This window comes from Novosphingobium sp. FW305-C-111, from assembly GCF_058783565.1.
The window spans coordinates 139,418-153,536 of the sequence record NZ_JBYSYP010000006.1 but is presented as its reverse complement, the minus strand read 5'-3'; the positions used below and the strand labels follow the sequence as shown (position 1 = coordinate 153,536).

The 14,119-nt window shown below is 67.3% G+C and carries 13 protein-coding genes; 6 read left to right on the top strand and 7 right to left on the bottom strand.

All coding sequences use genetic code 11. The annotated features are described in order from the left end of the window. Positions 1-783, bottom strand: coding sequence for a prepilin peptidase (locus AC3WLD_RS09030; RefSeq protein ID WP_492556620.1), 783 nt, complete (start codon positions 781-783; stop codon positions 1-3). A gap of 120 nt (positions 784-903) precedes the next feature. Here AC3WLD_RS09030 and AC3WLD_RS09025 point away from each other — a divergent pair, with 120 nt between their 5' ends. Further along, entirely contained in the window at positions 904-2,100 is a 1,197-nt protein-coding gene (locus AC3WLD_RS09025; protein ID WP_492556619.1) for an acetyl-CoA C-acyltransferase, read from the top strand. Between the two features lie 42 nt (positions 2,101-2,142). On the opposite strand, the gene AC3WLD_RS09020 is transcribed toward AC3WLD_RS09025, so the two are convergent. Next, positions 2,143-2,640, bottom strand: coding sequence for an SH3 domain-containing protein (locus AC3WLD_RS09020; RefSeq protein ID WP_492556618.1), 498 nt, complete (start codon positions 2,638-2,640; stop codon positions 2,143-2,145). Between the two features lie 86 nt (positions 2,641-2,726). Here AC3WLD_RS09020 and AC3WLD_RS09015 point away from each other — a divergent pair, with 86 nt between their 5' ends. The 3 genes from AC3WLD_RS09015 (at position 2,727) to AC3WLD_RS09005 (ending at position 5,779) form a co-directional block, all read left to right on the top strand. Next, a complete protein-coding gene (locus AC3WLD_RS09015) occupies positions 2,727-3,755 on the top strand; it encodes a 2-hydroxyacid dehydrogenase (protein ID WP_492556617.1) in 1,029 nt (342 codons plus the stop codon). A gap of 131 nt (positions 3,756-3,886) precedes the next feature. Then, positions 3,887-5,188 carry an ammonium transporter gene (locus AC3WLD_RS09010; protein WP_492556616.1) on the top strand — a complete coding sequence of 434 codons (1,302 nt, stop codon included), beginning with the start codon at positions 3,887-3,889 and terminating at the stop codon, positions 5,186-5,188. A gap of 45 nt (positions 5,189-5,233) precedes the next feature. Beyond that, entirely contained in the window at positions 5,234-5,779 is a 546-nt protein-coding gene (locus AC3WLD_RS09005; protein ID WP_492556615.1) for a CxxCxxCC domain-containing protein, read from the top strand. On the opposite strand, the gene AC3WLD_RS09000 is transcribed toward AC3WLD_RS09005, so the two are convergent. The 3 genes from AC3WLD_RS09000 to prfB are packed head-to-tail and all read right to left on the bottom strand — an operon-like array spanning position 5,780 to position 9,139. Beyond that, entirely contained in the window at positions 5,780-7,189 is a 1,410-nt protein-coding gene (locus AC3WLD_RS09000) for an NAD(P)H-dependent flavin oxidoreductase (RefSeq protein WP_492556614.1), read from the bottom strand. 19 nt (positions 7,190-7,208) lie between these two features. Next, positions 7,209-7,958, bottom strand: a complete 750-nt coding sequence (locus AC3WLD_RS08995) for a class I SAM-dependent methyltransferase (RefSeq protein ID WP_492556613.1) — start codon at positions 7,956-7,958, stop codon at positions 7,209-7,211. Positions 7,959-8,011: 53 nt separating this feature from the next. Further along, positions 8,012-9,139, bottom strand: coding sequence for a peptide chain release factor 2 (gene prfB, locus AC3WLD_RS08990; protein WP_492556612.1), 1,128 nt, complete (start codon positions 9,137-9,139; stop codon positions 8,012-8,014). A 331-nt stretch (positions 9,140-9,470) separates the two neighbouring features. On the opposite strand from prfB, the gene arsC reads away from it, so the two are divergent. Together arsC and AC3WLD_RS08980 are read left to right on the top strand one after the other, a co-directional pair. Further along, positions 9,471-9,890 (top strand): arsenate reductase (glutaredoxin), encoded by a 420-nt coding sequence (gene arsC / locus AC3WLD_RS08985; protein ID WP_492556611.1) that lies wholly within the window; start codon positions 9,471-9,473, stop codon positions 9,888-9,890. Continuing rightward, positions 9,887-10,594 carry an MIP/aquaporin family protein gene (locus AC3WLD_RS08980; RefSeq protein WP_492556610.1) on the top strand — a complete coding sequence of 236 codons (708 nt, stop codon included), beginning with the start codon at positions 9,887-9,889 and terminating at the stop codon, positions 10,592-10,594. Before arsC ends, AC3WLD_RS08980 begins: the two co-directional genes overlap by 4 nt. A 124-nt stretch (positions 10,595-10,718) precedes the next feature. Here the strand turns inward: AC3WLD_RS08980 and AC3WLD_RS08975 are convergent, their stop codons facing one another. Further along, positions 10,719-11,261 (bottom strand): peroxiredoxin, encoded by a 543-nt coding sequence (locus AC3WLD_RS08975; RefSeq protein WP_492556609.1) that lies wholly within the window; start codon positions 11,259-11,261, stop codon positions 10,719-10,721. A 288-nt stretch (positions 11,262-11,549) separates the two neighbouring features. Further along, positions 11,550-14,072: a penicillin-binding protein 1A gene (locus AC3WLD_RS08970; protein ID WP_492556608.1), complete on the bottom strand. Its 2,523-nt coding sequence runs from the start codon at positions 14,070-14,072 to the stop codon at positions 11,550-11,552. Positions 14,073-14,119: the final 47 nt, after the last annotated feature.

Sequence of the window (14,119 nt, the reverse complement as noted above, 5' to 3'; positions counted from 1 at the left end):
TCACCCGAACCCCTGGAGCAGGAACAGCGGCCACGCCACCGCGGCCAGCGCCGTACCCAGCGGTAGCTCGGTATCGGACTCCACCGGCCGCCCCGTCAAGAGCAGGGTGACGGCAGCGAGAATCCCGACGAGGCTGGCCCCCAGCAGCGTCTCGATGACCCCCAGCGGCCCCAGCCAGATGCCGATTGCGCCCAGCAGCAGCGGGTCTCCGCCGCCCATCCCGTCGCGCCCGCGCAGGCGGCGATAGGCGACGCGGGCAATCGCCAGGATGGCAAAGCCGAGTGCGCCGCCCCACGCCGCGGCGAAAAGCGGGCCCTTGTCCCATCCGGCCTGCCAGCTTCGCACCGTCACAAAGGCCGCGCCCAGCAACCCGAGGGCGGCAACCAGGCGGATCGGCAGCCAGAAATGGCGGACATCGAGCAGCGCGAGCAGGAGCAGCGTCCACCCCAGCACCATCGCGGCCGCCGCGATCGACGCCTCCGTCATGACGATCCATGGCAACGCACCCACCAGTGCTCCGCCGCATTCGCACGCGAAATGCCAGGGGTCGATCCGCGCCCGGCAGTTCCGGCACCGCCCCCGAAGCCAAAGGAAGGAGACAATCGGCACGAGGTCTGCCGCCGCCACCGGCTGGCCGCAGCTGTCACAGGCCGAACGGCCCGTCACGATCGAGCGTCCGGCCGGCAACCGCACCAGCGCGGCACCCAGGAAACTGCCGATGATCGCGCCCAGCACGGCCCCCGCCGACGCAAGTTGCCAGACCGTCAGCTGGACACTCCCCATGATCTGAAGCCCCCTGCCCCTTTCCGGCCCGATTGCCTTTTGTGCAGCGCAGCACTATGCCGCCGCGCGAAGCCCGCCCGGGGCGGTGCTTGCGAACTAACACAGGAAGGCAGCGAAGCCATGGCCCAGTTTTCCGCCAACGATCCGGTCGTCATTCTTTCCTACGCCCGCACCCCGATGGGCGCCATGCAGGGCTCGCTCGCGGACGCCTCCGCGACCGATCTGGGCGCGACCGCGGTCAAGGCGGCGGTCGAGCGCGCCGGCGTCGCTCCGGACAGCATCGAGCGCATCTACATGGGCTGCGTCCTTCCCGCAGGGCTTGGACAGGCCCCTGCCCGCCAGGCCGCGATCAAGGCCGGCCTGCCCAAGTCGGTCCAGGCCACCACGGTCAACAAGGTCTGCGGCTCGGGCATGCAGACGATCATCATGGGCGCCGAGGCACTGGCGTCGGGCTCGATCGACGTCGTCGTCGCCGGCGGCATGGAATCGATGACCAACGCGCCATACCTGCTCAAGAAGCACCGCTCGGGCGCGCGGATCGGACACGACACCGCATACGATCACATGTTCCTCGACGGGCTCGAGGACGCCTATGAGGCGGGCCGGGCGATGGGCACTTTTGCCCAGGAAACTGCCGATGAATACCAGCTCACCCGCGAGGCCCAGGACGCCTTCTCGATCGAGTCGCTGAGCCGGGCACAAGGTGCCATCGCGAACGGCAGCTTTGCCGACGAGATCGTGCCGGTCACCGTCAAGAGCCGCGCCGGGGAGACCGTCGTCGATACAGATGAAGCCCCGGGCAAGGGCCGGCCTGACAAGATCCCGACGCTGAAGCCCGCGTTCGCCAAGGACGGCACAATCACTGCGGCGACCTCGTCTTCGATCTCCGATGGCGCGGCCGCCGTCGTGCTGGCCCGCGAGAGCACGGCCAAGGCTGCGGGGCTGGAGCCGGTTGCCCGGATCGTCGCGCTGGCCGCTCACGCGCAGGCTCCGAAGGACTTCACCATCGCCCCGGTGGGCGCGATCTCCAAGGTTCTCGACAAGGCCGGCTGGTCGATCGGCGATGTCGACCTGTTCGAGGTCAACGAGGCATTCGCTTGCGTCGCGATGTTCGCGATGCACGATCTCGGCATCCCGCACGACAAGATCAACGTCAATGGCGGCGCGACCGCGCTGGGTCACCCGATCGGCGCCTCGGGCACCCGCATCGTGACCACGCTCGTCGCGGCAATGCGCAAGCAGAACAAGAAGAAGGGCGTCGCCAGCCTGTGCATCGGCGGCGGAGAGGCCACGGCGCTGGCCATCGAACTCGTCTGACCATGCGAAGGCCGCCCCGGCCTGTCCGGGGCGGTCATGGCGTCAGGGGTTGCCGGCACCCCACACGCTGACCTGCCGGATATAACCCACGCGGCCGTCGATATCGAACTGGCACCAGCCGTCGTCGCAGTTGCCGAGCCGGCCGACGACGCCGGGCTCCACCTTCCACATGAGCCGCCCGGTGCCGTCCGAATTCTCGCGAATCTCGCTGACCCCGCCTTTGACCATTCCGGTCCGGGTACGGGTAAGGAAGCGCGCCAGGACCCAGCCTCGCGTGCCGTCCGGCTCTTGCACCAGCCGCCAGCCGCCCATCGTGCGCAGCACCTTCAGCGGCAGGCCCTTGCGGACATAGACCCAGCTGATCCGGTAATCGCGCCCCGGCCCGACCCGCAGGTTGGTCTTGTCCTTGCTCAGCGAGACCCAGTACGGAACGTCGGCGTCCTGCGCCACGAGCGGCGCGGCGACGACGCCGAATGCCAGCGCTGCGGGCAGGAGGACTTTGGTCAGGATCCGGCGCAAGGTCACTGTTTCCCCGATCAAACTCGACACGCCCCCCGTACCGGAACGCGGGCATTGAGGGAACCATGCGCTTGACCGAAATATCCCGCGCGTTCTAGCGCTGCTACATGGTCATCCACAGCAGCGACGCCGACAGGCGGATCACCCGGCGGATCGAGGGCAAGCCCGCGGTCATCGTCACCCGCCGCCTGCTCCCGGCGGTCGAATCGCGGATGGACGAATTGTTCAACGTCTCGCTCAACCCCACGGATACGCCGCTCAACCGGCAGCAGCTCATCGCCGCGATGCGCAACTGCGACGTGCTGGTCCCGACGGTGACAGACCTGATCGATGCGGAAATGCTGGCTGCCGCCGGTGATCGCCTCAAGCTGATCGCCAACTATGGGGCAGGCACCGACCACATCGACCTCGCCGCCGCAAAGGCGCGCAAGATCATGGTCACCAACACGCCGGGCGTGTTCACCGACGATACCGCCGACCTGACCATGGCGCTGATCCTGCTGGTCCCGCGCCGCTTCGGCGAGGCGGCACGGACGCTGGCCTCGGGTCAGTGGGAAGGCTGGGCACCCTCGACGCTCCTCGGCCACCGGCTTGGCGGGAAGGTGCTGGGCATCGTCGGAATGGGCCGGATCGGCCAGGCCGTCGCCCACCGCGCCCGCGCTTTCGGGCTGTCGGTCGTCTATCACAACCGCCACCGCCTGCCCGAAGCGCTCGAGAACATGCTCGGCGTGCGGTATGAGCCCAAACTCGACACGCTGGTGCGCGAGGCTGACATCCTCAGCCTCAACTGCCCCTCGTCCGCCGAGACGCACCACCTGATCGACGCCCGGCGGATTGGGCTCATGAAGCCCGAAGCCTATCTGATCAACACCGCCCGCGGCGACCTCGTCGAAGAAGCGGCGATGATCGACGCGCTCGAATCCGGCCGGCTTGGCGGCGCGGGACTCGACGTCTTTTCGAACGAGCCCGCGGTCAATCCCCGGCTCCTGGCGCTGCCCAATGTGGTCCTGCTCCCCCATGTCGGCAGCGCAACCTTCGAAGGCCGCGAGGCATCGGGCGAGCGCGTGATCGCCAACATCCGCTTCTGGGCCGACGGACACCGCCCGCCAGATCAGGTTCTCGAAGGGCTGGTCTGAACCGGTGGCCATGTCCGCAATTTGAACAACAATCGGTCGCTTCGGCCTTGTCCGATCATCGATTGTTGCCCTAGAGGCCCTTCCAGCGGACCGGAACTGCGCCCGGAGTTTCCGCGGGAGGGACAAGAACCATGCGCAAACTGGTGACGACTGCCGCGGCATTAGCCGCGCTCGCCCCGACTCTGGCGTTCGCCCAGGACCTGGCCACGGATCCGGTCGATTCGGGCGACACCGCGTGGATCCTGGTATCCTCGGCCTTTGTCGTGCTGATGACCATGCCGGGCCTCACTCTCTTCTACGGCGGCCTCGTCCGCGCCAAGGGCTTCCTTGCGGTGCTGGTCCAGGTCGGCGCGATCGCCGCCGTCGCTTCGCTGCTGTGGATCGCGGTGGGCTATACGCTGGCGTTCGGCGAGGTTCATGGCGGCTGGCTCGGTGCCGGCAACGCATGGATGCTGCTCGACCTCGGCAATGTGCGCGGCGACTACGCCATCCCGGAAAGCGCGTTCGCGCTGTTCCAGATGTGTTTCGCGATAATCACCCCGGCACTGATGGTCGGCGCGTGGGTCGATCGCGCCCGCTTTGGCTGGGTCGTGGGCTTCTGCGCGATCTGGGGCCTGCTGGTCTATGCTCCCGTTGCGCACTGGGTGTGGGGCGGCGGCTGGCTCGCGACCAAGCTCGGCACGATGGACTTTGCCGGCGGCATCGTCGTCCACACCACCGCAGGCGTGTCCGCGCTGGTCGTCGCGCTGCTGCTCGGTCGCCGCAACGGCTTCCCCAAGACTCTGATGCTGCCGCACAGCCCCGCCCTGACGATGGCCGGCGCAGCGCTGCTGTGGGTGGGCTGGTTCGGCTTCAACGGCGGCTCGGCGCTCGCCGCAAACGACGACGCCGCGGCGGCGATCATCAACACCCACACCGCCGCCTGCGCCGCTGCGCTGGTCTGGCTGCTCGTCGAACGGTTCACCGTGGGCAAGCCGACTTCGGTGGGCTTCGCGACCGGCGCGATAGCCGGCCTTGCTACCGTCACCCCTGCTGCCGGCTACATCTCGCCCGGCGCAGCCATGCTGTTCGGCGCGGTGGCGGCGGGCGTCTGTTATCCGATGATCCAGCTGGTGAAACAGAAGCTGAAGATCGACGATTCGCTCGATGTCTTCGCCGTCCATGGTGTCGGCGGCATGATCGGCTCGGTCCTCCTCGCGGTGTTCATCGCCCCGGCGTTCGGCGGGACCGGTTACGCCGCCGGCATGGGCCTCGGCGGCCAGCTGGTCGCCCAGCTCGTTGGTGTGGGCGTGGTCGCGCTGTGGAGCGCAGTCGCCACCGCCATCGCGGCGCTCATGGTCTCGATGGTCATCCCGATGCGGGTCAGCGAGGACGACGAACGCGAAGGGCTCGACCTCGCCAGCCACGGCGAGCGCGCCTGGGAATTCGACTGACATCGCGGCTTTGAGTGCTCGCACCGATGTGCGATCACGCGGGCCATGAAAGCGGGCGAACACGATATCGGAGATCTGTGCCTTCATTGCGGCATGTGCTGCGATGGGTCGCTGTTCGATTTCGTGCCGGTGACGCCAGACGAGACGGGAGCTGTCGAAACCGCCGGCTTCGCCCTGTCCGACTGCGAAACCGGCAAGGGCTGTGCGCAGCCATGCCAGGCGCTGAGCGGGACGGCCTGCACCGCTTATCACAAGGTCCGACCGCGAACCTGCGGCACGTTTTTCTGCCCGACCGCCAACGCCGTGATCGCCGGCGAACTCTCGCTCGGTGACGCTCGCGGGAGGATCGCCAAGGCGCGCAGCGTCCAGGCACAGGTCGCGGCCTACCTGACCGATGGCGAGACCCTGTCAGGCGCCCGGCGGCGCTGGTTCGGCCTCGACCGGCAGAGCATCGCCGGCGACGACGCGCGCTTCGCGGTCCTGATGGCCGCGCTCACCCGCTATCTCGACCAGCACTTCCGCTACTCGCACCAGATCGTGATGCCGCTGGCCGGAGCGCCCACCGATGCGGGTGCCCCGGAAGCCGGCTGATCAGTCGCCCGTCAGGATCCGGTCGACCAGTTGCTTCACCGTCGGGGTGAAGTTGTTCGAATAGAACGGGTCCTGCTTGAACTTGTAGGCCGCGTGGCCCGCGAACATCAGGTTCTGGTCGATCGGCTCGCCATGCGCGATGTCCTGCAGGGTCTTCTGGATGCAGAAGCTGCGCGGATCGGCAAGGCGGCCGGTGGTGTAGTCGTCGTGGTCCTTCCACGCCGAGAACCCGCAGTGCGACAGGCAGCCCATGCAGTCGGCCTGGTCCTTGCGAATGATCTCGCGCTCTTCGGGCGAGACGAACACCACGGTGTCGTCAGGCGTACGCAGCGCCTGGGTGTGACCCTCGTTGGCCCAGCCGCGGGCGCGTTCGAGATCGCGCGGGGCGACCCAGAAGTTCTTGCCCTTGACCCCGACGTCGAGCTGCACGGTGTGCTCGCCGGCCTGGACGCGCGAGTATGGGATCTGCCGCTGCGACCGCGCCTCGAGGTTGCGGAGGAACGGGTTGCGCACCGCCGAGGAATAGAACCCCGTCGGCGAAAACCGGTGAAGCAGCACGTCGCCCGGCTCGATGGTACGGAGTGCGTCCTTCCACCCCTGCGGGATCGGGCTTTCCTCGGTCAGCAGCGGCCGCGTGCCGTACTGGAAGGCGATCGAGCCCAGTTCAGGGTTGTCGATCCAGTCGTTCCAGTCGCGCAGGTACCAGACCCCGCCCGCCATCACGATCGGCACGTCGTCCGAAACGCCCTCGGCGCGCATCGTGTCGCGCAGCGCCTTGACGCGGGGGTACGGATCTTCGGGCTTGAGCGGATCTTCGGCATTGGACAGGCCGTTGTGCCCACCAGCCAGCCACGGGTCTTCATAGACCACCGCAGCCATCAGGTCGGATACCTTGTGATACGCCCGCTTCCACAGCGCGCGAAACGCACGCGCCGACGAGATGATCGGCAGGTAGTTGACGTTGAAGCGCTGGGCGATTTCGCTCAGCTTGTAGGGCATGCCCGCGCCGCAGGTCACGCCGGTGACCAGCCCGCGGGTCTTTTCCAGCACGCCTTCCAGGATCTGCTGCGCGCCGCCCATTTCCCACAGGACGTTGATGTTGATCGCGCCCTTGCCGCCGGCGATGTCGTGCGCGCGGCGGACCTGTTCGACCGCGCCGTCGATGCCGTAGCGGATCAGTTGCTCGTGCCGTTCCTTGCGGGTCAGCTGGGCATAAATCTGTGGAATGATCTTGCCTTCGGCGTCGTAGCTGTCGGCGTTGACCGCGCTGACCGTGCCGATCCCGCCTGCCGCCGCCCACGCGCCGGAGCTGGCATGATTGGTGGCCGAGACGCCCTTGCCGCCTTCGACGAGCGGCCAGACTTCACGTCCGCCGTAAAGGATCGGCTTCAAACCCTTGAAACTGGACATTTTTTCCTCTTCAGCACCTCTACTGGCGCACAACCTGGCCGCCTTCCAGACGGCATGGCCTGATCGCCCCCGGCTCCGGCCGGTCCCCGGTCGCCTCGAACTGGGCGTAATACCCGGCTATTTCGGGCTTACGGACAAATTCGACCAAGCGAAAGCCCACCGCTTCCAATTCGCAGAACAGCAGCGCAGGCGGGATGCCGTGCTTGTTCGTCGGGCGGTCGATATCGACGACGATCAGCTGTCCCCCCGCCTTCAGCGCGGGCCGCAGCCGCCACAGGAATGCATAGGGCTCGCTCACCTCGTGGTACATGTGGACCATGAAAATCCGGTCGAAGCTGCCGTCGGCCGGCAGCTTCGGATCGTCCACGGTGCCAAGCTGGGTGTAGACGTTGGCGAGCTTGTCCTTCTCGACCCGGTTGGCCAGCCGGCCCATTGCGTCGCGGTCGATATCCTCGGCCACGACCCGGCCCTTGGCCCCCACTCGCTCGGCGAGCCGCACGGTATAGTACCCCTCGCCCGCGCCGATATCGGCCACGCGCATCCCGGGCGCGATCGCGGCAAGGTCCATGACCGTCTGCGCCTCGTTGCGGTTGTCGCGCTCCTGCTCGGTCGAGAACTGATTGGAGCCCACCGCCGAAACCGGCCGATGCGGCGAAGGAAACTCGCGCGAGGTCTCCGGCCGGTTCGCATCGCCCGCCTTGTCGCAGCCGGCGAGAAGCAGGGCGGCACCCGCCGCCAAAGCCTGCACGAAGGGCGCGACCCGAACCATGCGGCCCCTTACCGCCTTGCGCCGCGGTTGGCAAAGCCGGGGGACGGCGAGGCTCAGTCGTCGTCCTTCACGTCGACCTTCTCGCCGGTCACCTTCTGCGACAGCGCCGCCGCCATGAACGGGTCGAGCGCGCCGTCGAGGACGTCGGACGGGTTGGTCGAAACGTAGCCGGTGCGCAGGTCCTTCACCTGCTGGTACGGCTGGAGGACGTAGGAGCGGATCTGGTGGCCCCAGCCGATCTCGGTCTTGGCGGCATACTCGCCGCTCGCCGCCGCCTCGCGCCGGGCCAGCTCGGCCTCGTAGAGCCGGGCCTTCAGCATGTTCATCGCGATGTCGCGGTTCTTGTGCTGGCTGCGGTCCTGCTGGCTGGCGACGATGATCCCGCTGGGCACGTGGGTGATCCGCACCGCCGAGTCGGTGGTGTTGATGTGCTGCCCGCCGGCGCCGCTAGCGCGGTAGGTGTCGATCTTGAGGTCGGCGGGGTTGATCTCGACCTCGATGTTGTCGTCGATCTCGGGATAGACCCAGACCGAGCTGAACGACGTGTGGCGCCGCGCCGAACTGTCGTAGGGGCTGATCCGGACGAGGCGGTGGACGCCGCTCTCTGTCTTGGCATAGCCATAGGCGTTCTCGCCCTTGATCAGCAGCGTCGCGCTCTTGATCCCGGCGGCTTCGCCGGCGTGGTAGTCGACGAGATCGACCTTGTAGCCGTGGCGTTCGGCCCAGCGGGTGTACATCCGCTGGAGCATCTCGGCCCAGTCCTGGCTCTCGGTCCCGCCGGCGCCGGCGTGGACCTCGAGGAAGGCGTTGTTGGCGTCGGCTTCGCCGGCGAGCAGCGCCTGGACCTTGTCGGCATCGGCGCGCTCGGCCAGCGCGGCCAGAGTCGAGAGGCCTTCCTGGATGGTTGCCTCGTCGTCTTCCATTTCGCCGAGTTCGACGAACTCGACCGCGTCGGCCATTTCCTGCGCGATGGTGTTGACCGTGCCGATCGACGCCTCGAGCCGCCGCCGCTCGCGCATCACCGCCTCGGCCGCCTTGGGATCGTTCCACAGGTCCGGGTCTTCGACCCGCGCGTTGAGCTCGTCGAGCCGCCGCACCGCGCGATCCCAGACAAGGAACTTGCGGACCAGCGCCAGCGCGGCCTCGATGCGGTCGATATGGGCCTGCCCTTCGGCACGCATGATGGTTCACTCCAGCGAAATTCGAGCCGGACCGCTTAGCGGAGCGGGCGTGAAGGTCAAGGCGGCGGGAGAGTCCCGCAGCAGCGAAGGGTTACACAGGGTGACACCGTGTCACCCCGGTCCTCCCCAAGTTTTCAGCGTGTTGCGTCGTGGATGACGGGTTACTCGCCCGCGAGAAAGCGCAGCCGGCGGCGACAGCCCGGGCGTAACTGGACGAGATCAAAGAGCGGCGCGCACCTTGGCAGGTCGCAGCAATGTAGGACAGCAGCGACCGCGGGCACTCATCCGGAGACGTCGCAAAACTGAAATTTGCGTTGTATACGCGCGCGCCATGGACGTGATCATCTACCATAATCCCGCCTGCGGGACATCGCGCAACACGCTCGCCCTGATCCGCAATGCGGGCGTGGAACCCCACGTGGTCGAATACCTCAAAAGTCCGCCCAGCCGGAGTATGGTGCGCCAACTGGTAGAGCGCATGGGCGTGCCTCTCCGCAGCGTTCTGCGCGAAAAGGGGACTCCGTTCGGCGATCTCGGCCTTGGCGATCCTTCGCTCGGCGACGACGCGCTGCTCGACGCGATCGAAGCGCATCCGGTATTGCTGAACCGTCCGATCGTCGTCACCCCGAACGGCGTGCGGCTCTGCCGGCCCTCGGAAGACGTCCTCGACCTGCTTCCGCCGCAGCGCGGCGAGTTTCGCAAGGAAGACGGCGAACTGGTCGTGAATTACGCCGGAGAGCGCGTGCGGTGACCTATTCAAAACGCCAGACGATTGCCGCCGAGGCCATCGGCAGTGCGCTCCTGCTCGCCACCGTGGTCGGTTCGGGGATCATGGCCGAGACGCTCGCGCAGGGTAACCTCGCCGTGGCGCTGCTCGCGAACACGATCGCGACCGGCGCGATCCTCTATGTCCTGATCGTGGCGCTGGGGCCCATTTCGGGCGCGCACTTCAATCCCGCGGTGACGCTGGTCTTCGCCTTGCGCAAGGAGGTGCCGCCGCCGCTCGCGGGCGCCTATGTCGTCGCGCAACTGGCGGGGACGGTGGCCGGGGCTGTCCTGGCCCACGCCATGTTCGACCTGCCGCTGCTGCAGTGGTCGGACCATGCCCGCAGCGGGCCGTCGCAATGGCTTTCCGAGATCGTAGCGACGTTCGCGCTCGTCCTGACCATCCTCGGTACCCTGCGCGTGCGCCCTGAGGCCGTGCCGGTTTCGGTCGCGCTGGTTATCGTCGCGGCTTACTGGTTCACCGCATCGACCTCGTTCGCCAATCCGGCGGTCACCCTCGCGCGCTCGCTGTCAAACACGTTCGCGGGCATTGCGCCCGCCGATGCGCCCGCGTTCATCGTGGCGCAGCTTGCCGGCGCGGTTCTGGGGCTGCTTGTGGCGGAGCGCCTGTTCGGATGGCGGCGCGAGTCGAGCGAACAGCCCTCGCTTTCGGGGTCGCTGGAAAGCTGAGGGGCTTTACCGCGAGATAACTTTGCGTTGAACCACCTCGTCATTGCGAGCGAAGCGAAGCAAACCAGATCGCCCGTGCGCGAAACCAGATTGCCGCGGTGGCTTCGCCCCTCGCAATGACGCTTCAGTTACCCTTCATCGCCCGCACCGCTTCCAGCGTCAGGCGCACATGGTCGCGCCAATCCATCTCCGAATGAACCATCGCCACCCGGCCATCGGCTGCGATGACATAGCTGGTGCGGCTGGCAAGGCCGGTGTCCTGCCCGTCGCGGACGAGGTTCACGCCATAGGCGCGGATCACCGCCGGGCTGGCGCTGGCGACGGCGAACTTGTCGCGGCAGGCCTCGGTCGAGAACTTGCGCAAGGTGCCGATGTCGTCGTTCGACATCCCGATCACGGTCGCCCCGGCGGCGGCGAACTCGTCGCTGGCCTCGGCAAAGGCGTGGGCCTCAGCCGTGCACCCGGAGGTGAACGCCTTGGGATAGAAATAGAGCACCACCGGCCCGCGCTTGAGCGCGTCGCGCAGGTTGAAGGAAAACACCTTCCCGCCCAGCGCCCCGCGCGCGGCAAACATCGGGGCGGCGGCGCCCTGCGCCAGTTCGGCCTGCGAGGCGGTAGGCACTAGCGCCAGGACGGCGGCGGCGAGCAGGACGGGCAGGCGCTTCATGGCTGGTTCTCCGCTTGGGTTGCAGTGAGTAGATCACCGTTGCGGGAAAATGCAAAATCGCTCTCGACGCTCGGCCGTTTCATGGGTTCGCGCAAAGGCGCAAAGGGAAAGAAGGCGCAAAGGTGTCACTCATCCGGCGAGGCCGGCTTCTGCTCCGCCCGGTCCCGTTTGCCGCAACGACCAGATGAACAGGTAGCCTGCGGCAGCGCGCAGCACCTTTGCGCCTTCCTTCTTTCTTCGCGCCTTTGCGTGAACCCGATCCAGAGATACCGCGGCGATGACGAAAGATCAGTAGATCCCGCCCTGCTCCTCGACGAAGTCTTCCTGCTGGGTCTTCGCCGCGGGTCCGGCGGTCTGCGCAGCGCGGGCTTCGCGGGCGCGGCGGATGGCTTCGATAACGGCTTCCTTGGCGTTAAGTTCGCCCGCGTTGATCGTGCGCTTGGGTTCGGTATCGGGCTTGAACGCCTCCCAGATGATCCCGGCCTTGGGATCCTCGTTGTTGGGCGTGCCTTCGAACACCCGCTTGCCGGAAACGCGGTCGATGCGGACCATGCGCACCCCCGGCGGGACGGCGAAGGGCACGTCGCTCCACTGGCTGCGGGTGGCCTGGACGAACTGCTTGAAGATCGGCGCGGCGATGCGTCCGCCCTGGGCATAGCCGCCCAGGCTGCGCGGCTGGTCATAGCCCATGTAGACCCCGGCGATGATGTCGGGCGTGCCGCCGACGAACCACACGTTGGTCGGGCCAGAGGTCGTGCCGGTCTTGCCGAACAGCGGCAGGCCGAGGTCGCGCAGGCTCACCGCGGTGCCGCGGATGACCACGCCTTCGAGCATGTGGACCACCTGATACGCGGTGCGCGCGTCGAGCACCTGCTGGCCGCTTTCCTTCAGGCGGGGCATCGGCTTGCCGTCCCACTGCGCCATGTTGCAGGCATCGCAGCGGCGCTTGTCGGCCTTCCAGATGACCTTGCCGTTGCGGTCCTGGACATAGTCGATCACGGTCGGTTCGTGCTGCCGCCCCTCGTTGGCGAGCGCGGCATAGGCGTTGACCATCTTCAGCACCGTGGTGTCGCCCGCGCCCAGCGCCATCGACAGGTACGGATCGTACTGTCCGATGCCGACGCGCTTGATGGTCGAGACGACCTTGTCCATGCCGGTGTCGTTGGCGATGCGGATGGTCATCAGGTTGCGCGACTGTTCGAGCCCCCAGCGCATCGTGTGGCTGCCCGATCCACCCTCGTTGCCGAAGTTGCGGAAGCACTTGTTGCCCAGAACCGAGCCCTGATAGACGCAGAACGGCCCGTCCACGACCATCGACGCCGGGGTCATCCCGTTGTCGAGCCCGGTGGCATAGACGAACGGCTTGATCGTCGAGCCCGGCTGGCGATTGGCCTGGGTGGCGCGGTTGAACGAGCCGAGCCGCGCGTCAAACCCGCCCTGCATGGCGAGGATCCGGCCGTTGCGCGGGTCTTCCACGACCATGCCCCCGGACACTTCAGGAATGGTGCGCAGGCCATAGCTGTCACCGCCCGCCGGTGCGACCGCGATGACGTCGCCGGCCTTCATCGCATCGGGCGCCGAGGTCAGCCGCCCGGTCGAGCCGTCGGCAAAGCCGATTTCCGCGCCGCTGCCGCTGCGCTTCAGCACGACGGCGATTTTCCAGTCCTGATATTTGATGCTGATGTTGGAGGTGATCAGCTCGCTCTGCCAGTTGTCCCCGGCCTTGAGCGTGGCGATCGGCCCATGCCAAGCGCGCCCGCCGCTGTAGCGAAGCAGGCCCGCCCGCAGCGAATCCTGCGCTGCCTTCTGCAGCTTGGTGTCGAGCGAGGTGCGCACCCACAGCCCGCCCGCATAGACCGAATGGGGCCCGTCCTCGGCCTTTTCGCCGAACTGGCCGATCAGCTGGCGGCGCACTTCCTCGAGGAAATAGCCGGCGTCGGTATCGTAGTTTTCGGCCCGCCGGGGGACGAGGCCGAGCGGCTGCGCCTTCGCGGTCGCGACGTCCTGCGCGCTCGCCCAGCCGTTCGAGACCATCTGGTCGAGCACGTAGTTGCGCCGCTCCAGCGCCTCCTCGGCGTTCTTGGCGCGGCCGTATTTTTCGGGCGCCTTGGGCAGGATCGCGAGGAATGCCGCCTCGTGGAGCTGGAGGTCGCCGACGTCCTTGTTGAAGTAGGCGCGGCTCGCGGCCTGGACGCCGAAGCTCTGGCGGCCGAGCGGGATCTCGTTGAGATAGAGCTCGAGGATCTGCTCCTTGTTGAGCACGCCCTCGATCCGCCGGGCGAGGATGATTTCCTTGAGCTTGCGGGTGACCGAATATTCGTCGCCGAGCAGGATGTTCTTGGCGACCTGCTGGGTGATGGTCGAGCCGCCCTTGGCGCGGGTGCCCGAGCCGAGCTTGGTCACGTAGTCGACCACAGCGCCGAGGAAGCCCGGATAGTCGACGCCGCCGTGGCTCCAGAAGGTCTTGTCCTCGGCCGAGAGGAACGCATTGATCATCGGCTTGGGGAAATCGACGAAGCGCAGCTGGACACGGCGTTCGCGGGCATAGCTCGAGACGATCTCGCCATCGACGCCGCGGACCATGGTCGGCAGCGGCGGCTCGTAGGTCAGCAGCTTGTCGGCCGAGGGCAGGTCGCGGGCGATCGTCACCCAGATCACGCCATATGCGGCGAGGGCAAGCAGCGCGAGCCAGCCGGCGCGGCGCACCCACTTGCTCGAGCGCCACCTCTCGCGCAGCCAGTCGCGTGCGCCCGTGGCGTCACGGCGGAGGCGGAAGGCTATATTCTGCGACGCGGGCGTGTCTTCGGCCATATGGGGGCGTGCCCTAGCACGGAGGGCGCGGGCGATGCCAGTGGCCT

Excerpts from the sequence above, each read along its gene's own strand:
- AC3WLD_RS09030 (WP_492556620.1), bottom strand. The coding sequence starts at position 783 with ATGGGGAGTGTCCAGCTGACGGTCTGGCAACTTGCGTCGGCGGGGGCC.
- AC3WLD_RS09025 (WP_492556619.1), top strand. The coding sequence starts at position 904 with ATGGCCCAGTTTTCCGCCAACGATCCGGTCGTCATTCTTTCCTACGCC.
- AC3WLD_RS09015 (WP_492556617.1), top strand. The coding sequence starts at position 2,727 with ATGGTCATCCACAGCAGCGACGCCGACAGGCGGATCACCCGGCGGATC.
- AC3WLD_RS09010 (WP_492556616.1), top strand. The coding sequence starts at position 3,887 with ATGCGCAAACTGGTGACGACTGCCGCGGCATTAGCCGCGCTCGCCCCG.
- AC3WLD_RS09005 (WP_492556615.1), top strand. The coding sequence starts at position 5,234 with ATGAAAGCGGGCGAACACGATATCGGAGATCTGTGCCTTCATTGCGGC.
- AC3WLD_RS09000 (WP_492556614.1), bottom strand. The coding sequence starts at position 7,189 with ATGTCCAGTTTCAAGGGTTTGAAGCCGATCCTTTACGGCGGACGTGAA.
- AC3WLD_RS08995 (WP_492556613.1), bottom strand. The coding sequence starts at position 7,958 with ATGGTTCGGGTCGCGCCCTTCGTGCAGGCTTTGGCGGCGGGTGCCGCC.
- prfB (WP_492556612.1), bottom strand. The coding sequence starts at position 9,139 with ATGCGTGCCGAAGGGCAGGCCCATATCGACCGCATCGAGGCCGCGCTG.
- arsC (WP_492556611.1), top strand. The coding sequence starts at position 9,471 with ATGGACGTGATCATCTACCATAATCCCGCCTGCGGGACATCGCGCAAC.
- AC3WLD_RS08975 (WP_492556609.1), bottom strand. The coding sequence starts at position 11,261 with ATGAAGCGCCTGCCCGTCCTGCTCGCCGCCGCCGTCCTGGCGCTAGTG.
- AC3WLD_RS08970 (WP_492556608.1), bottom strand. The coding sequence starts at position 14,072 with ATGGCCGAAGACACGCCCGCGTCGCAGAATATAGCCTTCCGCCTCCGC.